Annotated in this window: 26 protein-coding genes; 11 read left to right on the top strand and 15 right to left on the bottom strand. The window is 36.6% G+C overall.

All coding sequences use genetic code 11. The annotated features are described in order from the left end of the window. The first annotated feature begins 31 nt into the window (after nucleotides 1–31). From O0931_RS17060 to O0931_RS17070, 3 genes are read left to right on the top strand one after another with little or no spacing between them, the layout of a single operon-like run. Complete coding sequence (locus O0931_RS17060; protein ID WP_269416690.1) at nucleotides 32–1,009, top strand: hypothetical protein; 978 nt, start codon at nucleotides 32–34, stop codon at nucleotides 1,007–1,009. Beyond that, entirely contained in the window at nucleotides 987–2,123 is a 1,137-nt protein-coding gene (locus O0931_RS17065) for a glycosyltransferase family 2 protein (protein ID WP_269416691.1), read from the top strand. The genes O0931_RS17060 and O0931_RS17065 overlap by 23 nt, the downstream gene beginning before the upstream one ends. Next, on the top strand, nucleotides 2,123–3,262 hold the full coding sequence (locus O0931_RS17070; protein WP_269416692.1) for an ABC transporter permease: 1,140 nt from the start codon (nucleotides 2,123–2,125) through the stop codon (nucleotides 3,260–3,262). Before O0931_RS17065 ends, O0931_RS17070 begins: the two co-directional genes overlap by 1 nt. 4 nt (nucleotides 3,263–3,266) lie before the next feature. Here the strand turns inward: O0931_RS17070 and O0931_RS17075 are convergent, their stop codons facing one another. Next, nucleotides 3,267–3,617, bottom strand: a complete 351-nt coding sequence (locus tag O0931_RS17075; protein ID WP_269416693.1) for a TfoX/Sxy family protein — start codon at nucleotides 3,615–3,617, stop codon at nucleotides 3,267–3,269. Beyond that, nucleotides 3,614–4,213, bottom strand: a complete 600-nt coding sequence (locus tag O0931_RS17080; RefSeq protein ID WP_269416694.1) for a hypothetical protein — start codon at nucleotides 4,211–4,213, stop codon at nucleotides 3,614–3,616. Before O0931_RS17080 ends, O0931_RS17075 begins: the two co-directional genes overlap by 4 nt. Nucleotides 4,214–4,303: 90 nt before the next feature. Between O0931_RS17080 and rnhB the strand changes: the two genes are divergently transcribed. Next, on the top strand, nucleotides 4,304–4,912 hold the full coding sequence (gene rnhB / locus O0931_RS17085; RefSeq protein ID WP_269416695.1) for a ribonuclease HII: 609 nt from the start codon (nucleotides 4,304–4,306) through the stop codon (nucleotides 4,910–4,912). 21 nt (nucleotides 4,913–4,933) lie between these two features. Next, nucleotides 4,934–6,136, top strand: a complete 1,203-nt coding sequence (locus O0931_RS17090; protein WP_269416696.1) for a glycosyltransferase family 4 protein — start codon at nucleotides 4,934–4,936, stop codon at nucleotides 6,134–6,136. A 9-nt stretch (nucleotides 6,137–6,145) separates the two neighbouring features. On the opposite strand, the gene O0931_RS17095 is transcribed toward O0931_RS17090, so the two are convergent. Continuing rightward, nucleotides 6,146–6,706: a DUF4256 domain-containing protein gene (locus O0931_RS17095; protein ID WP_269416697.1), complete on the bottom strand. Its 561-nt coding sequence runs from the start codon at nucleotides 6,704–6,706 to the stop codon at nucleotides 6,146–6,148. Nucleotides 6,707–6,885: 179 nt separating this feature from the next. Between O0931_RS17095 and gcvT the strand changes: the two genes are divergently transcribed. Together gcvT and O0931_RS17105 are read left to right on the top strand one after the other, a co-directional pair. Beyond that, complete coding sequence (gene gcvT, locus O0931_RS17100; RefSeq protein WP_269416698.1) at nucleotides 6,886–7,965, top strand: glycine cleavage system aminomethyltransferase GcvT; 1,080 nt, start codon at nucleotides 6,886–6,888, stop codon at nucleotides 7,963–7,965. 141 nt (nucleotides 7,966–8,106) lie between these two features. Then, complete coding sequence (locus O0931_RS17105) at nucleotides 8,107–8,832, top strand: 2-phosphosulfolactate phosphatase (RefSeq protein WP_269416699.1); 726 nt, start codon at nucleotides 8,107–8,109, stop codon at nucleotides 8,830–8,832. Between the two features lie 50 nt (nucleotides 8,833–8,882). Here the strand turns inward: O0931_RS17105 and O0931_RS17110 are convergent, their stop codons facing one another. Both O0931_RS17110 and gldB read right to left on the bottom strand, forming a co-directional pair. Further along, on the bottom strand, nucleotides 8,883–9,686 hold the full coding sequence (locus O0931_RS17110) for a patatin-like phospholipase family protein (RefSeq protein ID WP_269416700.1): 804 nt from the start codon (nucleotides 9,684–9,686) through the stop codon (nucleotides 8,883–8,885). Between the two features lie 214 nt (nucleotides 9,687–9,900). Beyond that, nucleotides 9,901–10,935, bottom strand: coding sequence for a gliding motility lipoprotein GldB (gene gldB / locus O0931_RS17115; RefSeq protein ID WP_269416701.1), 1,035 nt, complete (start codon nucleotides 10,933–10,935; stop codon nucleotides 9,901–9,903). A gap of 27 nt (nucleotides 10,936–10,962) precedes the next feature. Between gldB and O0931_RS17120 the strand changes: the two genes are divergently transcribed. From O0931_RS17120 to O0931_RS17130, 3 genes are all read left to right on the top strand, one after another. Next, nucleotides 10,963–11,637 (top strand): porin family protein, encoded by a 675-nt coding sequence (locus O0931_RS17120; protein ID WP_269416702.1) that lies wholly within the window; start codon nucleotides 10,963–10,965, stop codon nucleotides 11,635–11,637. Between the two features lie 45 nt (nucleotides 11,638–11,682). Beyond that, on the top strand, nucleotides 11,683–13,323 hold the full coding sequence (locus O0931_RS17125) for an NAD+ synthase (protein WP_269416703.1): 1,641 nt from the start codon (nucleotides 11,683–11,685) through the stop codon (nucleotides 13,321–13,323). Between the two features lie 76 nt (nucleotides 13,324–13,399). Then, entirely contained in the window at nucleotides 13,400–14,089 is a 690-nt protein-coding gene (locus O0931_RS17130) for a response regulator transcription factor (protein WP_269416704.1), read from the top strand. Between the two features lie 68 nt (nucleotides 14,090–14,157). Here the strand turns inward: O0931_RS17130 and O0931_RS17135 are convergent, their stop codons facing one another. From O0931_RS17135 to rsmI, 6 genes are all read right to left on the bottom strand, one after another. Beyond that, on the bottom strand, nucleotides 14,158–14,574 hold the full coding sequence (locus tag O0931_RS17135; RefSeq protein ID WP_269416705.1) for an OsmC family protein: 417 nt from the start codon (nucleotides 14,572–14,574) through the stop codon (nucleotides 14,158–14,160). A gap of 102 nt (nucleotides 14,575–14,676) precedes the next feature. Continuing rightward, nucleotides 14,677–15,192, bottom strand: a complete 516-nt coding sequence (lspA, locus tag O0931_RS17140) for a signal peptidase II (RefSeq protein ID WP_269416706.1) — start codon at nucleotides 15,190–15,192, stop codon at nucleotides 14,677–14,679. Between the two features lie 8 nt (nucleotides 15,193–15,200). Continuing rightward, entirely contained in the window at nucleotides 15,201–15,662 is a 462-nt protein-coding gene (locus O0931_RS17145; RefSeq protein WP_269416707.1) for a DinB family protein, read from the bottom strand. Nucleotides 15,663–15,666: 4 nt separating this feature from the next. Further along, entirely contained in the window at nucleotides 15,667–17,295 is a 1,629-nt protein-coding gene (gene lnt, locus O0931_RS17150) for an apolipoprotein N-acyltransferase (RefSeq protein ID WP_269416708.1), read from the bottom strand. Nucleotides 17,296–17,427: 132 nt separating this feature from the next. Beyond that, nucleotides 17,428–18,075 (bottom strand): PH domain-containing protein, encoded by a 648-nt coding sequence (locus O0931_RS17155; protein WP_269416709.1) that lies wholly within the window; start codon nucleotides 18,073–18,075, stop codon nucleotides 17,428–17,430. Nucleotides 18,076–18,113: 38 nt separating this feature from the next. After that, nucleotides 18,114–18,842, bottom strand: coding sequence for a 16S rRNA (cytidine(1402)-2'-O)-methyltransferase (rsmI, locus tag O0931_RS17160; protein ID WP_269416710.1), 729 nt, complete (start codon nucleotides 18,840–18,842; stop codon nucleotides 18,114–18,116). Nucleotides 18,843–18,957: 115 nt separating this feature from the next. Between rsmI and serS the strand changes: the two genes are divergently transcribed. Beyond that, entirely contained in the window at nucleotides 18,958–20,229 is a 1,272-nt protein-coding gene (gene serS, locus O0931_RS17165) for a serine--tRNA ligase (RefSeq protein ID WP_269416711.1), read from the top strand. Nucleotides 20,230–20,346: 117 nt separating this feature from the next. Here serS and O0931_RS17170 read toward each other — a convergent pair whose 3' ends face one another. From O0931_RS17170 to O0931_RS17185, 4 genes are all read right to left on the bottom strand, one after another. Beyond that, nucleotides 20,347–20,661 (bottom strand): hypothetical protein, encoded by a 315-nt coding sequence (locus tag O0931_RS17170; RefSeq protein ID WP_269416712.1) that lies wholly within the window; start codon nucleotides 20,659–20,661, stop codon nucleotides 20,347–20,349. Between the two features lie 99 nt (nucleotides 20,662–20,760). Continuing rightward, nucleotides 20,761–21,450: an SIMPL domain-containing protein gene (locus tag O0931_RS17175; protein WP_269416713.1), complete on the bottom strand. Its 690-nt coding sequence runs from the start codon at nucleotides 21,448–21,450 to the stop codon at nucleotides 20,761–20,763. A 581-nt stretch (nucleotides 21,451–22,031) separates the two neighbouring features. Beyond that, a complete protein-coding gene (locus tag O0931_RS17180) occupies nucleotides 22,032–22,484 on the bottom strand; it encodes a cold-shock protein (protein WP_269416714.1) in 453 nt (150 codons plus the stop codon). A 318-nt stretch (nucleotides 22,485–22,802) separates the two neighbouring features. Then, a complete protein-coding gene (locus O0931_RS17185) occupies nucleotides 22,803–23,339 on the bottom strand; it encodes a GNAT family N-acetyltransferase (RefSeq protein ID WP_269416715.1) in 537 nt (178 codons plus the stop codon). Nucleotides 23,340–23,513: the final 174 nt, after the last annotated feature.

Here is a 23,513-nt window from a genome sequence, read left to right on the forward strand (position 1 = left end):
TATTAAGCATATTTGCAAAAAAAAGATAATCTTGACAGCAAGGCATAAAAAAACATTATCGGTTATCATTAAAGCGGCAATCATTGTATTTGCGTTTTGGTTTATCTATCATAAAGTTGTCGCTAATAAAAATCTGCAAAATTTCAAATCACTTTTAACCGGCCCGCCTGCAACAGAAATTGTAAGCATAATAGGCTTAGTGTTTTTGCTGATGTTCGTAAATTGGTTTTTAGAAGCTGCAAAGTGGAAACATTTAATGAATCGGATCGAAAGCATAAGCTTTTACCGGGCCATCGAATCGGTTTTCTGCGGCTTAACACTTGCTATTTTTACACCAAATCGATTGGGGGAATATGGCGGCCGGGTTTTCTTTTTATCCCCAAAAAGAAGAATTGTGGGTGCAGTTGCAATGGCAGTAGGAAATATCGGCCAGCTGGTGTTAACGAATATTTTTGGCGCAATTGCATTGAGTGCATTTATTTATCGGTTCATCGATTTGGATTATCGACTGTTTTTTGCCATTCAGATTCTGGTTGTTGTTTTCTGTTTATTTTTTATTGTTTTTTATTTCAACATTCAATGGCTGAACGGAATCTTATTATCATTCAAATTTACACGTAAATACAAAAAGTTTTACAGCATTTTAGGGCGTTACAGAAAGGCAGAATTATTTAAAATACTGCTGTTTTGCCTGGCTCGTTACTTTGTTTTCAGTTCGCAATATTTTATTCTTTTTATATGGCTGATACCGGGTTTGCATTACGCAGATATCATAATGATGATAAGCATTTTATTTTTTGTGCAATCAACCTTGCCTTCTTTAGATTTATTTGATGTTGGTATCAGAAGCATAACGGCATCTTATTTTTTCGGTTACATAACCAATCACGATGTGGCGGTTATTGCATGTACAGCAAGTATCTGGCTTATAAATATCATTATTCCTGCTATATTAGGCACATATTTCGTTTTTAAACTTAACTTTTTTGGAAATCTTAAATCTAATTAGTCTACTATCTGCTGCTTTAACACTGGTTTATAGTTTCTTAGTCCTCAGTTTTATCAGAGGTTGGCATAAACTAATTTATTTTATTCCTAAAAAATCCTTGCCAAAAACTAAAGTTTCCATTATCGTTGCAGCCCGTGATGAAGAATTAAACATCGGTAAAACTATTGATGATTTAATTGCTCAGAACTATCCGGAAGTTTTAACAGAAATCATAATTATCGATGACCATTCAACAGACAGAACGGCTGACATCGTTTTAAGTTATGCCGATAAGAAGGTTAAACTTATAAAACTAAACGAAGATCGTGCGCTGAACTCCTATAAGAAGAAAGCCATACAAACGGCTATTGGAACCTGTTCAGGAGATTTAATTATTACCACCGATGCCGATTGCCGGATGGGCGAAAACTGGCTGGCTACGATTGTAGAATTGTATGAAGAAAAAGATTATAAAATGATTTCGTCACCCGTTGCTTATTTTCAGGAGAAAAATTTATTCGAACGGTTACAATCTTTAGAATTTCTATACCTGATAGGTTTGGGTGCGTCAACTATCGGGAATAATGAACCTTCAACCTGTAATGGCGCAAACCTTGCTTACGAAAAAAATACTTTTTACGAAGTCGGCGGTTTTCAGGGAATTGATGATTTGGCTTCCGGTGATGATGAATTGCTGCTGCATAAAATTGCTGCAAAATATCCTGATAAAATCGGATTTTTAAAAAACAGCGACGCAATTGTTTACACACATGCGAAAGAAAACCTGAGTTCTTTTATTCAGCAGAGAAAACGCTGGGCATCGAAAAGTACACGGTATAAAAATAAAGCAATTATTGTGCTTGGTGTGTTTGTTTGGGTGTTTAACCTCAGCATTCTTGCTAACTTTATTACCGGCTTATTTCTACCGGGTTTTCTAATCATCACATTTTACCAGTTATTGGTTAAAATGATTTTAGAAAGCTTATTTTTATGGAAGATTACCGGCTTCGCAAAAAGACGAAGTCTGATGATATTAATCCCCGTTTTAAATGTTTTGCATATTCTTTATATCATCTATATCGGTATTGCCGGAAATAGCGGGAAATACAATTGGAAAGGCAGAATGGTCAGGTAATGGATAATAGCCCATCGAAAAAAGTCTGGTTAAAATTCAGGCGCAATAAACTTGCGCTTAGTGGCCTGGTTTTTATTCTTTTGCTAATGCTGATGGGTATTTTAGGCTATTTAATTATGCCAGATGATTCTCCAAATGCGAATAATCAAAAGGTGCAGATTGCCAAAGCAAAACCGGGTTCAAAATTCACCTTTATGATTATAGAGCATTATGATCACATTGAAAGAGCAGGTTTATTCGAACGTATGTTCGATGGACAAAAACCCGGTTTCAAAAGTATTCCGATAACATCGTACAGAATGGTTGGCGATGCTATTTTTGCAACCGAATTTATTGGAGAAGAAAAGGCTCCCGAAACTAAATATAATCTAAAAGATTTATGTCCGGCTTGTATGCTGCCATCCAAAACCGTAACACCACAAGCACTTTTCGAAAAGAATAACATTTACCAAAAAACCTTTCTCCTCGGAACAGATATTTACGGACGTGATTTATTAAGCCGTTTAATTTTGGGTATTCGTGTGTCACTCTCTGTTGGTTTAATAGCCGTGTTAATTTCACTTTTTATCGGTGTAAGTTTGGGGGCCATTGCTGGTTATTTTGGTGGTAAAACAGATGCGGCCATCAGTTGGTTTATGAATGTGGTTTGGTCGTTGCCATCACTGTTACTGGTTATCGCTATTTCTTTTGCGTTAGGTAAAGGCTTCTGGCAAATTTTTATAGCGGTAGGATTATCAACCTGGGTTGATGTTGCGAGATTAGTCCGCGGCCAAGTGATGGCACTTAAAGAAGTGGAATTTGTTGAGGCAGCGAGAGCTTTGGGTTACAGCACTTCAAGAACTATAATTAAACATATTTTACCCAACATCGCCGGACCAATTTTAGTTGTGGCATCTGCAAATTTTGCTTCAGCAATTTTATTGGAAACGGGTTTAAGTTTTTTAGGTTTCGGTGCGCAGCCACCTATGCCAAGTTGGGGAAGCATGATAAAAGAGCATTTCGGGTACATCATTATGGATGCCGCGTATTTAGCCGTTTTACCTGGATTGGCGATTATGCTTACCGTTTACGCTTTCAATGTTCTGGCTATCGGCTTACGCGATGCCTTCGATGTAAAAGGACAGAACATCACTGTTTAATTAATTATTTTTTTTTAGCTTTCTTTTTTGATGCTTTGGCTAAAGGGTTAAATTCCAAAGCTAGATTTATCCAGTAATCTAATTCTTTGTTTTGATTAATTACATCTTCCGAAACTAAAATATAGCTATTCATTTGTTTGCCACCCATCGTCATGTGTTCCCATCCATCCTTATCCATTAATGAATTCAGGGTTTCAGGATTAATTCTAAGCATGATTTTATCTTTCATAACGCCGATACACATTTTGCCGTTAACCATAAAAATCAATCCGCTGAACATAACTTTCTCTTCAACGTTGGCTAAGTTCATTAATTTTTCAGCAATGCGGTTAGCAAGATATTCATTGTAGCTCATTCCTCGGCACTTTTTTTAGTTGTACCTGCTTTTATGTCCAATGAGGAAAAGAAACCTCTTAACAAAGAAAATTTCTCTAAACAATTTTCTCCTAATTTTATTTTGTCAGAACTTGTTCTTTGCCCAATACAATCAAAGCAAATTTCAATATATTCGATAACAAGCCCATTTTCGTTAAAAAATAATATACCATTATGTGGGTCATAGCAAGCGCCATGTTCTTCAATCCAGCCGTACTCTTTAGATTTAAAGCCGTAATTATAAATTAAATCGGTTAGTTTATCAATTTCTAATGCTGATAAATCTTTCCTTTCTTTAACCATTTTAGAATTTAGCTTACGTTTTTCTATAGGTATCCTGCTCGAAAGTTCACCATATGGATTATCAAAAGATATTAGTGAAATTTTATCTGTTTTATTAAATGGATAGAATAATCTTCTTTGTGCTTGAGTGAAATTATTTCTATAAGTACAAACTGAATTTTTTTCTATTAACACAGATTGATCTTCATTGGATAACTCTGTAGTTGGCTTAGTTTGAGCTCCAAGATCGTAGGTAAAGCATATCAAAGTTAAAATAATTAAGATTTTATACATTGAGCAAGATGTTAGTAATTGTTTAAAACTAATTTACTCAATTCATATCCGTTTGATAAAATTTAGTCGTTAATATTTAAATTTGCAGCGATGTTGTTAAGTTGTTATCAGGAAGAGTTTTTAGAGGCCGGTTGTGATGAAGCCGGAAGAGGTTGCCTTGCCGGGCCGGTTTTTGCAGCGGCTGTAATTTTACCTAGGGGTTTTGTACTCGAAGGTTTAAACGATTCCAAGCAATTATCTCACGAGCAAAGAGATTTGTTAAGACCTGTTATTGAAAAAGAAGCTTTGGCCTGGGCGGTGGCATCGTGCGATCATGAAGAAATTGATAGAATAAATATACTTAATGCTTCATTTCTGGCTATGCACCGTGCGATAGAAAAACTACATACTCAGCCTCAGTATTTAGTTGTTGACGGTAACCGGTTCAAGGCTTATCCTCAAATCCCACACAGTTGTATTGTAAAGGGAGATGGAAAATATTTAAACATTGCAGCAGCATCTATTTTAGCTAAAACACATCGTGATGAATATATGACCAATCTCCATATTGATTACCCGCATTACAACTGGCAGCAAAATAAGGGTTACCCCACCATCGCACATCGTAAAGCGGTTATAGAAATTGGGTTGTCGCCATTTCATCGGAAAACATTTAATGTGAGCGACCCTCAGCTTGATTTATTTTCGAAAGCAGTCTAAATTTCGTATTTTCACGACATTGTGAAAATTCTGTTAATTACCAAGCGGGTTCCTTTTCCGCCAAATAGTGGTTACCCGATTGTGGTTTACAATACCATGAAAGGTTTGCTGCAGCTTGGTGCAGATATTACTTTGTTCAGCTTAAACCCGTTAAATGCCAGGCTGGAACTGGAAGATGTTTCTGATCCTGTTTTTGACCAGATAAAAGCCTGTACGCAGGATATTGATACAGGAGTAAACGTATGGTCTGCTTTTTTTAATATTTTCACCAACGAATCTTATAATGTATCCAGGTATTTTACAGAAGATGCCGCAAGACAGCTGGAAAACCTGCTACGTGAAAATACATTTGATATTATCCAGTTTGAAGGGCTTTTCGTTGTGCCCTATCTCGATGTAGTTAAAGCAAATAGTAATGCAAAACTGATTTACAGGGCGCATAATATCGAATTTACCATGTGGGAGCGACTTTCCTATTCAGAAAGTTTTTTGATGCGTAGAAAATATCTGGCTTTTCTGGCGCAGAGATTAAAAGCTTATGAAACCGAACAAATTAACCGCTTTCATCATATTTTTGCCATTAGTGAGCCCGACAGGCAAAGTATTATAAAGTTTGGCTGCGAAATACCAATGACGGTTTTTCCGGTTGCAATTGATTTAGAAAAATACAGCGTTGATAAAAGTAAAACAAGTTTTCCCACCTTATTCCATTTAGGCGCGATGGATTGGCGACCAAACCAGGAAGGTTTGGAATGGTTTCTCGACGATATATGGCCTGATATTGAAAAGCTGAATAAAGATCTTCGCTTTTATATCGCCGGGAAAAACATGCAAAAGCATTTTTTCGAATACGATTCGGATAATCTGATTGTAGAAGGTGAGGTTTTTGATGCCGTAGAATTTATGAATTCTAAAGCAATTATGATTGTTCCGTTAATTTCGGGTACCGGTATGCGGGTAAAAATTATTGAGGGCATGGCAATGAAAAAATGTATTATTGCAACGACTAACGCTGCCGAAGGCATAAATTGCCGCCATGGCCATGATATTTTAATTGCCGATTCTGCCGACGAATTTTATCGCTCTATCCTGCAATGCATCATTAATCCTAAACGATGGATGGAAATCGGGGAGAACGCCAGGACAACTGTTGAAAGAGACCATGCAATTGATTTGGTTGTTGGCGGTATGCTGAACATTTACAAAGACTTGATAAATAATTAACCCTTATAACTATACCCTTAATACTCCTCTGAAAGCCCTGGCTGCATAGTATGATTGTGCGCCATTATGGTAAACAAAAACCGTATTGTAACGAAAATCGCAAAATAATGCACCGCCGAGTGCTCTGATGTCTTCAGGTGTTTTTATCCAGCTTGATGTTTTTTCATCGAATCTTCCCAGTTTCTGTAAATCACGATATTGTTCTTCTAATAAAAGCTCGATACCCATCGCAATTGCTACATCTATAACATTACCCTCCGGTTTATTTTCTTTTCTCGCTTCAAGCGCTTCCCGGTCGTAACAAAGACTTCTGCGGCCTTTCGGACTTTCCGCAGCACAATCCACAAAAGTATATTCATCAGAATCGACATTAAAAGAAACGACATCTGGTTCGCCGCCGGTTCTTTCCATTTCATACAGCGACCATAGCTTCTCCGGATTCGCCTTCAGTTTTGCTTCTACTTTCATCCATTGGATATCCTGATGCCGTTTATTATTTTTTTCAAAACGATTTTTTAATAGGCTTAGCGTTTCTTCAGCTTGTATTACGGATAGAATTTTATTATTCATGATTTACTAATTGATAGGTAGCGATATTTCTTCAATTCATAGTCAAGTTTATCAAAAATTTATTTGAAATCAATATAATTGATTGTATGGTTTGATTCCCGGATTTTAAAAGGGGCTTTAAAATTTAGCCCTAAACATTCCCTTTTTCTTAGTAGTTTTGCCCGCAAGAATTAAATAGTATGAAAAACACCGCTTTAACAGAAAAACACATCGCTTTAGGCGCTAAAATGGTTCCATTTGCAGGTTACAACATGCCTGTCACTTACGAAGGCATAAATGCAGAACATGCAACTGTACGTAATGGGGTTGGTGTTTTTGATGTTAGTCATATGGGCGAATTTATATTAAAAGGCGAACACGCGTTGGATTTAATTCAACGTGTAACCAGTAATGATGCTTCGAAATTATATGACGGTAAGGTTCAATATTCCTGCCTGCCAAATAAAGATGGTGGAATTGTGGATGACCTTTTGGTTTACCGAATCGATGAAAAAAGCTATATGCTGGTTGTAAATGCATCGAACATTGAAAAAGATTGGAACTGGATTCAGCAATTCAATGATAAAGATGTCGAAATGCATAACATTTCTGATAAAACTTCTTTATTGGCCATTCAGGGGCCGAAAGCGGCAGATGCTCTACAAACCTTGACCGATGTGGATTTAGCCTCTATGGAGTATTACACTTTTGTTAAAGGTACGTTTGCAGGTGTAGATAATGTTGTAATTTCTGCAACAGGTTATACCGGCGCCGGTGGCTTCGAAATCTATTTTGATAATGAACATGCAGATAAAATATGGGATGCAATTTTCGAAGCCGGTAAAGCTTATAACATTAAACCAATCGGTTTAGGCGCCCGTGATACTTTGCGTTTGGAGATGGGTTTCTGTTTGTATGGAAATGATATCGATGATACAACTTCGCCAATTGAGGCAGGTTTAGGCTGGATTACAAAATTCTCTAAGCCATTTACAAATTCCGAAAATTTATTAGCGCAAAAAGAGGCCGGTATCCAGAAGAAATTAGTTGGTTTCGAAATGATTGACAGGGGTATTCCTCGTCATGATTATGAAATTGCTGATGCCGAAGGAAATATTATCGGTAAAGTAACTTCAGGTACACAGGCACCATCCTTACAGAAAGCGATAGGAATGGGCTATGTTGCTAAAGATTTTGTTAAAGAAGGTACAGAGATTTATATCAATATCCGTAATACACCAATTAAAGCTAAAATAGTTAAGTTTCCTTTTTATAAATAGATTAAAGTAGCGAGTATCAAGTAGTCAGTAGCAATTATCAAGATGATTATCTTCTACTTAATACTCTTATCCTGATACTTGATACTTTAATCTAGATACTTGATACTCGTTACTTAATACTCTAATCTCGATACCCCTGACATGTCAAAAAAAATAGAAGTTTGTTTAACGCCTGCCCTGATTGATTTATATGATATCGAACAGAGTATTGTTGTTGTTATTGATATTTTAAGGGCAACATCATCCATAACTTATGGCATAGAAAATGGTGCAGAAGCGATAATTCCGGTATCATTGGTTGAAGAATGCCTTGCTTACAAAGACAAAGGTTATTTGCTTGCTGCGGAGCGAAATGGAGAGGTTGTTTCTGGTTATGATTTTGGTAACTCGCCTTTTTCTTACACGAAGGAAAAAGTTAAGGGAAAAACTATTGTACTAACGACAACAAATGGAACAAAAGCTTTGCATTTAGCCAATAAAAGGGCTTACCAGGTTGTTATTGGTTCTTTTTTAAATTTGGATTCACTTTGCGATTACCTTTCTGCACAAAATAAAAACGTTTTGCTTTTATGTGCAGGCTGGAAAGATCAATTTAATTTAGAAGATACTTTGTTTGCAGGTGCAGTTGTAAATAAACTCCGTAAAAATTTCGAACATTTTGACGATTCCAGCGTAGCTGCAGAAGACTTATATTCATTAGCTAAAGATGATTTAAGGAAATACCTGCACAAATCTTCCCATAGCCATCGTTTGGCACAGCTCAATATTGAAGAAGATGTTGTTTTTTGTCTTCAGTTAAATGTTTGTACCGCAATTCCGGTTTTGAAGGGCGAAAAGCTGGTGGCTTTAAACGCCCAAATCCCATGAAAGGGTCTTGATAGCGAGATAGAAATATCAAATGCAATTGGTTTTTAGGCTTACTGTTTTAAAGGTAAAGCACCCCCCAGAGGTTTGGGGGTTATTAACTCCGAAATTATAGGGCTATTTTTTATTGTAATCAGCGCTTCTTCATGGGCTAGCCAATAAATATCTTCAGCGCGCTTCATATCGAATGTGCTAATTGCACCTAAGCCTTTTGGTTCAATCAGTACGTTGCAGAACTTTGCCTTCCGTTCCATATCGTGGTTGATAGACATTACACCGGCACGCCCCATGAGATTGGCAATGCCGGTAATCTTATCTACAGGTTTAAGATGATTACATGATGAACCGATAATAAAATCGCAGTCGCCCATTAACGGTTCAACCGGGAAATTATTTAAAATTCCGCCGTCAACATACATTTGTCCATCTATCATTATTGGTTTAAAAATTCCGGGAATACAGCTCGATGCATGAATGGAGCGAATTAGCGGCCCTTTGGTAAAATAAACCAGCCTACCCTCGCTAAAATTTACGGCTGCAATGGTTAGTGGTATTTTTAATTTTTCGATGGAATCTTCAGGGAAGTATTCTTTTAAAATTAAAGACGTGTTTTCAATATTAATTAAGCCCAAAGAACCAACTGCCGGACGTACAAAACGCCACAATTTTGTTTTAAGAAAAATATTTAAACCCTCTTCCGGGTCGATCCCTGCGGCAAAAAATGCACCCGCGATGGCGCCGGCACTGGTGCCACTGATGTGCGTAAAAGTAATGCCTAAATTGCTGAATGCCTTTAAAACACCCAGATGTGCAATACCCCTGATTCCGCCGCCTGATAATACAATTCCAATTTTCATAGGGTTAAAGGTTAATGGTTTGAATCGGTTAATTGATTATTAGATTGCTAAATTGTTTAATTGTTGCCACAAAATAAATTTTGTTTGTATTTTTTAACTGATGGCTCCTCGTTTTTCAGTATAAATACTGTTGGCTAATAAATATTATTTTAGTCGCTAGGCTATTAACCATCAGTCATCTGCCATTTTTCATCTACCGTTTACGCTTTTCAACTTACTTTTTCTTCGGCTTATATCTCGACTGATTTAAAATCTTTTGCGCATCATTATCAGTCATTAACTGCTGTAAGGTAATTTTTGGATTCTCTTTCATATATTTTCTTACAATTTGCCAACCTACCCATACACCTAATTTTGGTGCCGACTCCCGGTTTTCACCTAAGCCTGGCGTAAAGGGCCCATCTGACAAATACACCTGTATTTTCTGATAATCGGTTTCGTAAAGTGCGTTGTTTTCTAAAAAATATGCCCAGATATCGGGTTCATAATTCTGCACCCAACCGAGTTGATTTGCGGTATAGCCAATTTTTGTAGAATCGGTAATGGTTTCAGGTAAAACCTGGTCAAGGAAATACAAAATTTTCCCCTGGAAAATCATCTTAGATAATAAGGTTCTGTTTACATCCGGTTCAGGAAAAAGTTCTTCGTGCACAAAAGTTTCTGCAACTCTTGGTACAATGTTATCAGGTGTAAATCTCCTGGACATGTATAATGGAACACTTTCTACAATTCCCCGGTAAAATTTGCTGTCTTTACCTAAAAAGGTATCTAATCCAATGCCCAGATAGCCTTCACCAATTGGCGTAGGATAAGAAAATCCTGAAATAAAAGCAATAAAACGTGGGATTTTAATATTCGGATAATAGTATTTAATGTATTTGAAAGTTTCGGTTAACCCTTCTTCCTGTAGTTTTAAGTTTGGATAAATGCTATCCACTTCTTTCATTAAATCAGTATAAGCAGGGTCTTTGTAAAGTGTGTTGATGATTTTCGTGCCTGCATATTCAGGTGTTCCAACCATTTTATGGATGTAGTCATCGTAAAAGAAGCCATACTTTTTGGCAAGTGAATTATTTATTTGATCAATGTTTTTTCCTTTCCCGGCCAGCAGTTCGTTATCAAACCTTTCAATTTTGACATCAACTTTAATATCGCTTACATCCGGCCTTTTACTTTGTTTACAAGAAATAAATGTAAGGGCAAACAGAAAAATTAGATAAATTTGCTTGTGTTTTACGTTATACTTCATTTATAACAAAGATATAAAGACATCACCATGAAAAGAATATCAACAATTTTAATTTTCTCTTTTTTAAGTATAAGTGTTTGGGCTCAAAATTTTAGCGAACGAGGTTATGGTTTTAGATTGGGTTTAACAGCGACACCAACAATCGGATGGATTAAACCCGAGCAGGGAAAAAGCATTGGAATCGGCCTGGGCTTTTCTTATGGATTAATGGGTGATTTTAATTTTGCTCCAAATTATAGTTTTTCAACAGCCTTAACCATTACGACCATCAATGGAAAAAGTACGGAGGTAAATGTAATGCCATATAATGGAATAAGTAGTACAACTGCGCCGGTTGCTTATAATTTAAAATATAAACTTCAGTATATTGAACTGCCGCTTACCATAAAACTTAAAACCCTTAAAGCCGATGGAAAACGCTGGTATGGCCAGTTTGGGTTATCAAATGCATTTAATATAAGTGCAAAGCAGGATGCAGTTCGTAATAACACTGCTGTAGGCGATAATCAGAATATCTCGGATTATACAAAGTTTTACCGTGCAGGTTTAGTGATTGGTGGTGGTGGCGAATTTGATATTTCAGGCAATACCAGTATCCTTGCCGGATTAACTTTTAACAATGGCTTTACCAATATCACAAGCGATCCGAATCGCGATACCAGGAATCATTACCTGGCACTTAACTTCGGTTTATTCTTTTAACTTCAGTCTCGATAACTGATACTTACTACTTGATACTATAAAAAAATGAAAATAGCGCTGGCACAACTCAACTATCACATTGGTAATTTCGAATCCAATACAGCTAAAATAATAAGCAATATTCAATCGGCAAAAAACAAAGGTGCAGATTTGGTTGTATTTGCTGAATTGGCCATTTGTGGTTATCCGCCAAGAGATTTTTTAGAATTTGAGGAGTTTATCTCACTTTGCGAAAGTTCGGCACAGGAAATTGCGACACATTGCCTTGATATTGCCTGTATAATTGGATTGCCTATTAAAAACGATGTGCTGCAGGGTAAAGATTTATTCAATGCGGCTTATTTTATTGAGAAAGGTAAAGTAAAAGCAATTGTTAAAAAAGCTTTGTTGCCAACATACGACGTTTTTGATGAATACCGTTATTTCGAACCGGCTACAACATTTAATTGTATTGAATTTAAAGGGAAAAAAATTGCGTTAACCATTTGCGAAGACCTTTGGAATATAAATGATAATCCGCTGTATGTTTCAAACCCGATGGATGAGCTGATTAAGGAACAACCTGATCTAATGATTAATATTGCTGCTTCGCCTTTTTCCTATACGCATGATGATGAACGCATTAAAGTGCTTTCAGATAATGCAAAAAAATACCATCTGCCTGTTTTTTATGTGAACCAGGTTGGTGCACAAACTGAAATTATTTTTGATGGAGGCTCTTTGGTTTTCGACGCTGATGGCGCGATGAAAGCCGAAATGAAATATTTTGAAGAAAATTTACAGGTTTTCGATTTGACAGAAGTAGAGCGCGTTCGTAATAAATATCCTCAACCGGAACGTTTAACCGATATTGAACAGATTCAAGATGCTTTGATTTTGGGTATTCAGGATTATTTTAAAAAATCTGGCTTTACAAAAGCTGTTTTGGGCTTGTCGGGCGGAATTGATTCTGCCGTTGTATGCGCATTAGCTTGCAGGGCTTTAGGTGCTGAAAATGTTATGGCTGTTTTAATGCCCTCAAAATTTTCTTCAGACCACTCTGTTCAGGATGCACTGGATTTAGTGAATAATATCGGTTGTATGCATGAAATAATTCCGATAAAAGATGCCGCAGAAGCTTTCGACAGTATGCTTGCTCCGGCCTTTAAAGGATTGCCATTTAATTTAACAGAAGAAAACATTCAGGCCAGAATCAGAGGTACGGTTGTTATGGCCATGAGTAATAAATTTGGCTATATTTTGCTTAACACATCGAATAAAAGTGAGTGTGCGGTAGGGTATGGTACTTTATATGGTGATATGTGTGGTGCAATCGGCGTAATCGGCGATGTATATAAAACCCAGGTTTTTCAATTAGCAAAATACATTAATAAGGAAATGGAAATTATTCCGATTAATACAATAGTTAAACCACCATCAGCAGAACTACGTCCGGATCAAAAAGATTCAGACTCCCTTCCGGAATACGATATCCTTGATAAAATTTTATTCGAACACATTGAATTAAAACAAGGCTCGGCTGCATTAATTGCAAAAGGCTTTGACGAAGCACTGGTTAAACGTATCTTAAAGATGGTAAATGTTGCGGAGTTTAAGCGTTACCAAACGCCGCCAATTCTGCGTGTTTCGCCTAAAGCATTTGGTATGGGCAGGAGAATGCCAATTGTGGGAAAATATTTGACATAAATCATAAAATGCGTTAGAATAATTGCTATATACTTAATTTTAAGTATTTTAGCTTATAATTAAATTTATCGCTCTCATGATAACAACCTACAAATCTATACTAACTGCAGAAATGCGTAGTTTAATAGATAAGCATGTAAATACCTTTAATCAAATTCCCGGTGTCGTAATTATTCATGAAACAGAAAACTGGACAGTTGTTTATATGAATGAAAGGGGGCTGAATCAATTAAGGCTTTCGCTTCAGGAAGTTTGCTCTTTAACGAATGCAGAATATTATGGCAAATTTTTTAATGAAGATGATGCCAGAGATTACATTCCAAAAATTGCTGCATTTATGTATGCTAACAACAGGGAAGATACATTAAGCTATTACCAGCAATTAAAATTTCCGGACACAGATAATTGGATATGGCATTTATCCAGCACCAAAATTTTCATGCGGGATGGAGCAGATAAACCTGTTTTATCGCTTACCATTTCTATCCCGATAGATGCAATGCACCATATGGCTTCAAAGGCTGACAGGCTTTTAGAAGAAAACAATTTTTTAAGAAATAATTATGAAAGTTTTTCTAAATTGAGCAAACGGGAAAAAACCATTTTAAGAGAAATGGCTTTAGGAAAAAGCTCAATGGAAATAGCAGCTAAATTATATATAGCCTCCACTACTGTTGATACACACAGAAGAAATATAAGAGATAAACTACATACTAAATCCTATTTCGAAATTTCTCAGTATGCAAGGGCTTTTGATTTGATTTGAAAAAGCAAAGGCGATGTCATGTTGAGCTTGTAGAAACAATGTTTTACAAACTCAACATCACGGGCCAACTATGCTAACGTAGCATCAACTGTGATTTTCGTATTTAGCAATTTAGAAATAGGGCAGTTTTTTTCTGCATCTGCCACTAGTTCATCAAATTTTTCTTTTGATAAACCTGGAACCGTTGCTGTTAATGTTAAGTGTGATTCAACAATCTCTCCTTTTGAAGGGTCGAGATTAATCTCGCATTTAGTTTCCAATTTTTCGGCAGTAAAGCCTGCTTCATCGATGTTGAACGACAATTTCATTGTAAAGCAACCCGAATGTGCGGCAGCAATTAATTCTTCAGGATTTGTGCCAACACCTTCAGCAAAGCGAGAACCAAATGAATATTGTGTATTACTTAAAGTTGTACTTTGAGTGGTTAAATTACCTTTTCCTTCTTTACCGGATCCTTGCCATACGGCTGTTGCATTTCTTTTCATTTGTATTTTATTTAATGGTTGATTTTTTGATTTCTAAACACATAAAGATAATTATATGTTTGTTTAAAAAATGCAATTATATATTAAGGTTTTGTATAAACTTTATTCCGAATCGGCCAAAGCCGTTTGCTTTATCTTCGCCTTTACCGACTGAACCAACAAGATTCCTATACCAATCATTATCGAAATATCGGCGAAGTTAAAGATACCGGTTTCAAAAAAGTAAAAATCCATATGCATAAAATCGGTTACCGAGCCGTGAACGATTCTGTCATAAAGATTTCCTATTCCACCACCTATTAAAAAACACAATGCTAGCTGCACACTCGTTTGCAGGCGCGGTTTTGTAAAAAGGAAGTACAGGCCGTAAACTAAAAATAAAAGTGGCAATCCCGATAAAATAATTAGCCTGAATATATATGGCAGCTGATCGCCTAAACTTAAGAATGCTCCTGTATTTTCAACCTTGGTTAGGGTAAATCTATCTTTAATGACGGTAATATATTCGTATTCACTAATTTTATTACGAACGATGTGTTTCGAAATCTGGTCGCAACCGACATTCAAAAGCAAAAAGAATGTTAAAAGAATCAGCTTTATCGAGTGTTTCAACTTCATAATTAGATTTAACGAATAATATCCGCATCAACAGGTATGTAGCCTAAATGCCTGCTTAACGACATAATCTGACCTTTATGGTGAAACTCGTGCGTAATGACATGTGTAAATAATTTCAACGGACTTAGAACCAAAATTTTTCCATTCCTGATAATGTCCAAATCTGTTAAATAGTCAGCTTCAAAGGTTTTTAAAAACACTTCGATGTATGTATTGATGATATCGAAGTAGTTAAGGCAATCGGCTAAAGTTCGATATTCATTGAAAGGTTTATAAATGATTTCTTTTTTCAGCGCCCGCTCACCAATCCAGGAGGCATAAGTATCACAAATGTGAACGAGTAAATTACGAATTGAACCCCGGCCAAAAGTGCTGTTTTCAGACAAGAAATCTTCCTCGGATATGGTTTTTATATAGTCTAATATTGTTCCTCTGGAAGATAAAATGAGTTTGTATTGATGATGTAGCATAATCCTATTTTTTTACCCACTTTTTATAAGGAATGATTAATGCCAGAATAATTGCTACTGCGCATAATAATTTAGCAATTACATCGCCACTTTTAACGTAAAAAGTAATTTCATCATTTAAATTAATATCTGCTTTTATTGCGGTTCTTGTCCACCATTTGGTGCTCTTAATTACATCACCACGCTGGTTAATGAAGCAAGAAATTCCGGTATTTGCAGAACGTGCAATATCCCTGTGGGTTTCGATTGCCCGAAGTTTTGCATACATTTCATGCTGAGATTTGCCAGAGGTATTGCCCCACCAGCCATCATTTGTGATAATGGCAATAAACTGAGCACCATCCTTAACCTGTTCACCAATCCAATCGCCCCACAAACTTTCGTAACAAACAACCGGTGCTGCACCGATGCCGCTTTGCGCATACAAAACACTGGGCTTTTCCTGCCAGCCCCATCCACCAACACTTCCGCCAAGTTCAGAAAATACACCATCCAGAAAAGAAAACACTTTCGGAAAAGGCATCTTTTCAGCGCCTGGAACCAATTTCGATTTATGATAAAACTGAACATTTGCTGAGTTTTCTACCTGCATTGCGGAGTTAAAGTTGTCGTAGTAGAAGCCAAGGTCAGGTCTGAATTTTGCTGAAATGGTTCTCTTATCAGGATAGGTTTTTACACTTTCTATACCCGTAATTAACGTTCCGTTTTTGTATTTGCTAAGAAAATTCTGAAGTGTTATAAAATCAGGATTGCTGCGGATTCTATCTTCATCTGCATAATTTGGAATGGCAGTTTCCGGCCAGATAAAATATTCAGTATTCGTTTGTCCGATAGAATCGGATAAGTGAGTTAAAATTTTTATTTGTTCTGCGGCAGGAATAATTTCCAGCTTTTGGTATGGGTCTATATTGGGCTGCACAACCACTACATTACTTGGTGTGCCTTTTTGCTCCGCATTGAAATATTTTGCCAATGAAATGCCGGTTGGAATGAGAACAACTAAAGCCCAAATGCCTGAAGTTCTGAATTTTAGATAACCCGACTGAGATTTAAATTTTTTATAGGCTTCGAAAGCTAAAATGTTGCTTAATAAAATCCAAAGTGAGCCACCGTAAACGCCTGTATAATCGTACCATTGTGCCAACTGGTGCATTCCGGCCAAACCGTTTCCTAAAGTCATCCAGGGAAAAGCTAAATCCCAGGTTTGCTGCAAATATTCTAAAGCGATGTAAAAAGAAATTAAACCAGAATAAGCTATAGTTTTATTTGTATACCTGCCTAACCGATAAAACAGCCAAAAAGCAAAAGTCATTAGTAGCGCACCTAAACCATAGGGGATTAGAGAAACGAAAAATGAAACAATTAAACCGATAAAGTCATTATTGTAAGCACTTATGGCATTATAAACCCAATATGTTGATGCGGTATTCCAGATTAGAAAAGTTAAGCCGGCAGTTAAAAAAATTCTTTTGCCTGTCTTTTTTATTCCGCTTGCAGAAATGTTTTCAAGGGCGATAAACAAGGGAACCAAAGCAATTAACAACAAAAGTGTTGTAAACGGCATTGGCGGCCAGGCCAGCCAAAGAAGAAATGCGCTTAGTAAAGCGAGTAGGTAGGTTTTTTTAGATTTCATATAAAAATACTTGTCATTCTGACGCAGGAAGAATCTCTATGCGATAGAAAACTGACTTTGTTTTTTGTTAACGTAAGTGCAGTGCGATTTTGTTATAGATGCTTCGTGCCTCAGCATGACAGCGGTTTTTATCTAAAAACTATCTAAAATAGCGGCTTTTTTAGCTTCATACTCTTCCTGCGTAATTAAATGTTTATCATATAAAGTTTTCAGTTTGCGCAACTTTAAGGTTGTTTCATCTTCTGGTTCTTCTACAACTTCCGCAATTTGAATAGGTTCAGGAGTTGGCGTTTCTATTGGGGCAACATCGGCAAATGGCTGTTGAGCGGAAAGATTAATAGGCGATGCCATCGCACGGTTTTCTTCCAGCTTTTGCTGATGTAACAATTCTTTATAAGCTTCTAATTGCTGATTAGCGGCCTGATGCAATTTCCTTGCCTGTACTTTAGGTATGAATTCAGTAACGATGTTTTCGCCATGCTGTGGAACGCAGATGAACTTTGAACCAAAAAATTCTTCTTTGAACGAAACCTCCTTCACGCTTTTCCAGGAAATGTCTTTAAAATTCATGGTTAAACCCAGGTTGCCGGGTTCGCAGTAGAAAATGCGTTTGTTGGTAATTGCAATGCTATCCGGTAATAAGTTTACCGCTGGTTTTTTCTGCACACCCAGGTATAAAATTTCTTCGCCTGATGTTAAAAGGTCGTTTAATTTTCCAATAACTTTTTCAACCGCTTTCGGGTCTTGCTCGTCACTTAAAAATCTATCTATGCTAATCATAATATTTTTTAAAATTGAATGATGTTAATTTATAGATGCTAATTTTCAGCATCATCATATTTGTTTTTGTTCTTTGCCCTTTCACCCTTGCTCATCTCTTTCCCTGCAATGCAAATTACGAATTCTCCTTTTAAAGTATTGTTTTCAAAATGTGATTTTATTTCGACCAAAGTTCCCCGAACGGTTTCTTCGAACATTTTAGTTAATTCCCTGCTTACTGATGCCTGTCTGTCGGCGCCTAGGTATTGCGAAAACTCCTCCAGCGTTTTTAATAAACGGTGCGGACTTTCGTAAAGTATAATCGTACGGTCTTCTTCAGCCAGTTTTTTAAACTTAGTTTGTCTGCCTTTTTTTACAGGCAGAAACCCCTCAAAACAAAAAGCATCGGCTGGTAAACCGGAGTTAACCAAAGCCGGAACAAATGCGGTAGCGCCAGGCAAACACTCTACAGCAACATCATTTTTTATCGCCTCGCGCACCAGGAAAAAACCCGGATCTGATATTGCAGGTGTTCCTGCATCAGAAATCAAAGCAATTTTTTGCCCCTCGTTCAAGAATTTGATAATTTCAGAAGTCGCTTTGTGTTCATTATGCTGATGGTGAGCAAAAACCTTTTTATCGATGCCAAAATGCTTTAACATCGGGGCACTTGTCCGGGTATCTTCAGCCAGAATCAAATCACATTCTTTTAATATCCGGATGGCCCTGAAGGTCATATCTTCCAGATTGCCTATTGGCGTAGGTACGAGAAATAGTTTGCCATCCATAGTATTTTGAGTTCGTCATTGCGAGGAGGAACGACAAAGCAATCTTTTCGAGAGAGATTGCCGCACTACGTTCGCAATGACGACTTAATTATTATCTTTGTGAAAAAATTAAATAATGCTGCAAGTTAACTATATCCGCGAAAATAGAGAGAAAGTTTTAGAACGTTTAAGTGTGCGTAACTTTAAACAACCAGAGTTGGTAGATGAAATCATTAAAATTGATGAAGAGCGTCGTTCCACACAAACTTCCTTAGATAATATTTCCGCTGAAGCAAATGCAGCCGCCAAGCAAATCGGCGATTTAATGCGTACGGGTAAAAAGTATGAAGCCGAAGCGATTAAAGCGAAAACTGCTTCACATAAAGAAAACATTAAGGCGCTAACCGAGAAATTAACTGAACTGGAAGCCGCTCAGTTTAATGCTATTGTTCAGCTGCCAAATTTACCTTACGATTTAGTTCCGAAAGGCTCAACCGCAGAAGAAAATGAGGTCGTTTATCTGCATGGTGCGCCAGCAGCATTACCAACAAAAGCTTTGCCGCATTGGGAATTAGCCGCTAAATACGATATTATCGATTTTGAATTAGGCGTTAAAATTACCGGCGCAGGTTTCCCGGTTTACAAAGGTAAAGGCGCAAGGTTACAACGGGCGCTAATCAATTTCTTTTTGGATCATGCTACAGCTGCGGGTTATAAAGAGATGCAGGTGCCGCATTTGGTTAATGCTGCTTCGGGTTTTGGTACCGGACAGTTGCCTGATAAAGAAGGCCAGATGTATCATTCAACAATTGATGACCTGTATTTAATCCCTACTGCAGAGGTTCCGGTTACTAATTTATACCGTGATGTTATTGTTAAGGAAGAAGATTTGCCTATAAAAAATACAGCTTATACACCTTGTTTCCGTCGGGAGGCAGGTTCTTATGGCGCACATGTACGTGGCTTAAATCGCTTACATCAATTTGATAAGGTTGAGGTGGTGCAAATTACACATCCGGATAAATCTTATGAAACCTTAGAAGAAATGAGCCGGTACGTTCAGTCTTTATTGCATGAATTAGGGTTACATTACCGTGTTTTACGTTTATGCGGCGGTGATATGGGTTTTACGTCGGCCATGACTTATGATATGGAAGTTTGGAGTGCAGCACAAGAACGTTGGTTAGAGGTCTCTTCAGTGTCTAATTTCGAAACCTACCAGGCTAACCGGTTAAAACTTCGTTATAAAGGCAAGGAAGGGAAAGCACAATTAGCACATTCTCTAAATGGTAGTGCTTTGGCATTGCCGCGTATTGTAGCTTCGATTTTAGAAAATTACCAAACAGAAAACGGAATCAAAATTCCAGAGGCTTTGGTGAAATATACTGGTTTCGATATAATTGATTAATCAATAAATAAGTTCTCATCTGATAGCTATCGGATGAAGGGAATATTTGAACACAAAAAAAGCTTTGCATCGCTGCAAAGCTTTTTGTTTATGTTGATAGATGTAAATATAGTCTGATTATAAAATCAAAATTAATAATAAGATAACGATGATGATTGCACCTACTGAAAGGTAAACACCACCAGAAATTGCACGAGCCTGGTTTTTCATTTCTTTCAATTCTTTACGTAAGGCTTTACGTTCAGTTTTGGTTAAGTTTGATTTATCCATGTCTCTAATCTCTTCAACTCGGGTTTTAATTTTCTCTAGTTGAGCAGATTGTTCAGTAGTCAATTCAGAAGGATTTTTTGCAGGTTTATCAGCAGCCTGTGCTGAATTAAAACTAATTCCTAAAGAGAAAACAAGGGCTAAGGTGTAAATGAATTTTTTCATAATATTTTAATTTTTTAATGTTTATTGTCTGATTAACAAAAAACCTGCAAAAATGTTCTTGCAGGTTTTAAAAAAGCGTTAATTCAGATGTTAAATATTTTACTTAATCTCAAAAATTGCATTTACGGTGAAATTCAGTTTAATTTTCTTAAAATCAATTTCAGGCGCAGGCGCGCTATCGTCGGCCATTTCGGTTTTCATCATATAGTTTCTGTAAACCGGCTGTATAATATTATCGCCACCATCCTGTATCTCAATTACACTGCCGAGTTTATCGCCTAATGCTTCAACCATATAGGTGGCTTTTTCCTTTGCAGCCATTAAAGCTTTAATCTTTAATTCTTTTTTAAGTCCCTCAATTTTAGAATAATCATAACTTTCAATGTTTGTACTTGCTATTCCTTTGGCATCAATTCCTTCTAATAAAGCGTTGAACTTGTTTAAATCGCTTACTTTTAAACGGTATTGTTTACTTGCCAGGAAATCGGGATTTTTCTTTTTTTCCGTAGCATAATTCCAGCTGCTTAGATTGCTTATGGTTAAATTTTCTTTTGCAATTCCTGCTTTTTGTACTGCGGCATAAAGTTGTTTTTCTAACTCCGTAATTTCGACTTTCTTCTTTCCGTTCAGGTATTCTTTTAAGGAAATACTGATGTAAATAATATCTGGAGTAACTTCAGTTTCGGCAGAACCGCTCACATTAATTTTTCTACGTAAATCTGCTTGCTGAGCCATTGCCGATGAAAGGCCTAAAAATGCAACGAATGCAATTGCTATTAACTTTTTCATAATCTTATTTTCTTTGTGTGTGTTGTAATGATGCTGATTCAGCACAAATTCCACACCGAGATTAAAAATTTTTTATTTTTTTTGAAAATTATTTATGGTAATTTATGGCAAAACCCGTCCTGCCATACACGCTGGCCACGAATAAAAATTGAGGGCTACCGTTATTGGGTTTAAAATAAAGGTTTATGCTACTTTCTTGTTTCTTTGAATCATCAATCTCCCCCATTCCTACGGAGCAAAAAAATAACGTAATTATAGTTACCGGTGAATCATCACTCCGGAAGATAAAGGATGAGTTAAAATAAATTATTGCAGATTTTACCCTTTAATCCGTCAGAACGGATCAGTCCGGAATAAGCACACAGCAAAATAGAGGATTTTAAGCGATGACAGGACCGAAATAGCTAAAGCAAGTCCCAGCTTTATTTTTTAAAAAAAAAATAAAAGAAAGAAAGAGAAAATATGCGCTAGGTTTTATGCTTAAATAGACGGAATATAAATGTTTATAAAACCCGGCGCAGCAGAAATTTCTGCAATTTTAATTGCATTACAGTTTAGAGCACTGTAATTGGAGCATCAGATTATACTTTAGTTACTTTTACAGCAGTTGGTCCTTTTTGGCCCATTTCTACTTCAAATGTAACTTTATCGCCCTCTTTAATTTGAGTTACACAACCATTGGCGTGAACAAAAATGCTATCCTGGGTTTCAGTATTTTTAATGAAACCGTAACCTTTGCTATCGTTAAAGAATGTAACCGTTCCTTTTTTAACAGGATTTTCATCAATAATGTCTTCTTGTCTGGTAATACCAATTTGAACATCTTCGATATTGAACACTTTTTTCTTCTTTGGATCCGGTGGCGTAGATGAAATGTTGCCATTTTCATCAACATACGCAAACATTTCTTCAAGGGCCAGCCCTTTTTTTGCATTAGATTGGCGCTCTTCTTTTTTCTCTTGTTTGTCTTTTTGTTTTTTTAATCGTTTTTTTTCGTTCTCTTTTTTACTGTAAGTTGCCTGAGATTTAGCCATATTTATTTAATTGTTTTATTTTTAGAAAGGATGAGTGGAAATGCAGAATTATCCAAAGATAACAATACTAAAACGAAAACACGATTTTATTCCGTTAAGCGCTATTGCAGGAAACTAAAAATGTTTATTTAGCCACAGATTCGCAGATTTTTCCTTTTTTATTATAAGATAAAAAGGATGTACGCAGATTTTGATTTTAAAAATATTGCCACAGAGACACAGATTTACACGAAACTGAATTGAAATTTTTCTGTGCGTTCAGTGTTTCCGTGGTTAATTAAATACAAAAGCAACCCGCAAATCTGAGGTCATTACCAGTTATACCCTTTGCATCCATTTATCTTTATCAACCTGGTAAACGAAATTCCATTTTACCGGTTCTCCATAATAAGCTACTTCAAGTTCACCTGTTTTTTTTGCACCCAACTTTTCGGTTGCTTTTTGTGAACGGAAATTTGTTGCACCTATATGGAGGATAACCTTGTCCACAAACCGGAAAGCATAATCCAGCATCAGTTTTTTTAACGCAGCATTATATCCTTTGCCCCAAAAGTCGCGACCAATAAAAGTATAGCCAACGGCAACTGAATTATTGGCTTCATCTAAATCATAATATCTTGAACTTCCTGCGACCTGTTTGGTTACCTTGTCATAAACGATAAAAGCGCCAGTAGATTCCATAGCGCCTTTGAAAAAGTTTTCGAAAACTTCGCGTTTATAGCGGTCTTTATTTGGATGTTGTTCCCAGATTAAAGGATCAGATGCTACAGCATAAAGTTTTTCAAAATCATCAGCCTTTAAGGGAATTACTTGAATCAAGTCATTTTCCAGCTTAGGTTGTAAATCGAAGTTCATGATTTTCTTTTATTAAAAACGGCCGGCTAAAAAGCCGGCCGTAAATGTTATTTATGTAGTCGTCATTTCGATCGCAGTGGAGAAATCTTAGTACAACAAAAAGTAAAGGACAAAGATTTCTCCGTTCGCTGCGCTACATCCGATAGCTATCGGATCGAAACGACGAAATGGGTA

The sequence above is a fragment of the Pedobacter rhodius genome (genome assembly GCF_027213645.1).
In the GTDB taxonomy this organism is placed as follows: domain Bacteria; phylum Bacteroidota; class Bacteroidia; order Sphingobacteriales; family Sphingobacteriaceae; genus Pedobacter; species Pedobacter rhodius.

Excerpts from the sequence above, each read along its gene's own strand:
- O0931_RS17130 (WP_269416704.1), top strand. The coding sequence starts at position 13,400 with ATGATAACAACCTACAAATCTATACTAACTGCAGAAATGCGTAGTTTA.
- O0931_RS17120 (WP_269416702.1), top strand. The coding sequence starts at position 10,963 with ATGAAAAGAATATCAACAATTTTAATTTTCTCTTTTTTAAGTATAAGT.
- gldB (WP_269416701.1), bottom strand. The coding sequence starts at position 10,935 with ATGAAGTATAACGTAAAACACAAGCAAATTTATCTAATTTTTCTGTTT.
- O0931_RS17080 (WP_269416694.1), bottom strand. The coding sequence starts at position 4,213 with ATGTATAAAATCTTAATTATTTTAACTTTGATATGCTTTACCTACGAT.
- rsmI (WP_269416710.1), bottom strand. The coding sequence starts at position 18,842 with ATGGATGGCAAACTATTTCTCGTACCTACGCCAATAGGCAATCTGGAA.
- O0931_RS17135 (WP_269416705.1), bottom strand. The coding sequence starts at position 14,574 with ATGAAAAGAAATGCAACAGCCGTATGGCAAGGATCCGGTAAAGAAGGA.
- O0931_RS17155 (WP_269416709.1), bottom strand. The coding sequence starts at position 18,075 with ATGATTAGCATAGATAGATTTTTAAGTGACGAGCAAGACCCGAAAGCG.
- gcvT (WP_269416698.1), top strand. The coding sequence starts at position 6,886 with ATGAAAAACACCGCTTTAACAGAAAAACACATCGCTTTAGGCGCTAAA.
- O0931_RS17180 (WP_269416714.1), bottom strand. The coding sequence starts at position 22,484 with ATGGCTAAATCTCAGGCAACTTACAGTAAAAAAGAGAACGAAAAAAAA.
- O0931_RS17170 (WP_269416712.1), bottom strand. The coding sequence starts at position 20,661 with ATGAAAAAATTCATTTACACCTTAGCCCTTGTTTTCTCTTTAGGAATT.
- serS (WP_269416711.1), top strand. The coding sequence starts at position 18,958 with ATGCTGCAAGTTAACTATATCCGCGAAAATAGAGAGAAAGTTTTAGAA.
- O0931_RS17075 (WP_269416693.1), bottom strand. The coding sequence starts at position 3,617 with ATGAGCTACAATGAATATCTTGCTAACCGCATTGCTGAAAAATTAATG.
- O0931_RS17125 (WP_269416703.1), top strand. The coding sequence starts at position 11,683 with ATGAAAATAGCGCTGGCACAACTCAACTATCACATTGGTAATTTCGAA.
- rnhB (WP_269416695.1), top strand. The coding sequence starts at position 4,304 with ATGTTGTTAAGTTGTTATCAGGAAGAGTTTTTAGAGGCCGGTTGTGAT.
- O0931_RS17095 (WP_269416697.1), bottom strand. The coding sequence starts at position 6,706 with ATGAATAATAAAATTCTATCCGTAATACAAGCTGAAGAAACGCTAAGC.
- O0931_RS17185 (WP_269416715.1), bottom strand. The coding sequence starts at position 23,339 with ATGAACTTCGATTTACAACCTAAGCTGGAAAATGACTTGATTCAAGTA.
- O0931_RS17145 (WP_269416707.1), bottom strand. The coding sequence starts at position 15,662 with ATGCTACATCATCAATACAAACTCATTTTATCTTCCAGAGGAACAATA.
- O0931_RS17070 (WP_269416692.1), top strand. The coding sequence starts at position 2,123 with ATGGATAATAGCCCATCGAAAAAAGTCTGGTTAAAATTCAGGCGCAAT.
- O0931_RS17110 (WP_269416700.1), bottom strand. The coding sequence starts at position 9,686 with ATGAAAATTGGAATTGTATTATCAGGCGGCGGAATCAGGGGTATTGCA.
- lspA (WP_269416706.1), bottom strand. The coding sequence starts at position 15,192 with ATGAAGTTGAAACACTCGATAAAGCTGATTCTTTTAACATTCTTTTTG.
- lnt (WP_269416708.1), bottom strand. The coding sequence starts at position 17,295 with ATGAAATCTAAAAAAACCTACCTACTCGCTTTACTAAGCGCATTTCTT.
- O0931_RS17105 (WP_269416699.1), top strand. The coding sequence starts at position 8,107 with ATGTCAAAAAAAATAGAAGTTTGTTTAACGCCTGCCCTGATTGATTTA.
- O0931_RS17175 (WP_269416713.1), bottom strand. The coding sequence starts at position 21,450 with ATGAAAAAGTTAATAGCAATTGCATTCGTTGCATTTTTAGGCCTTTCA.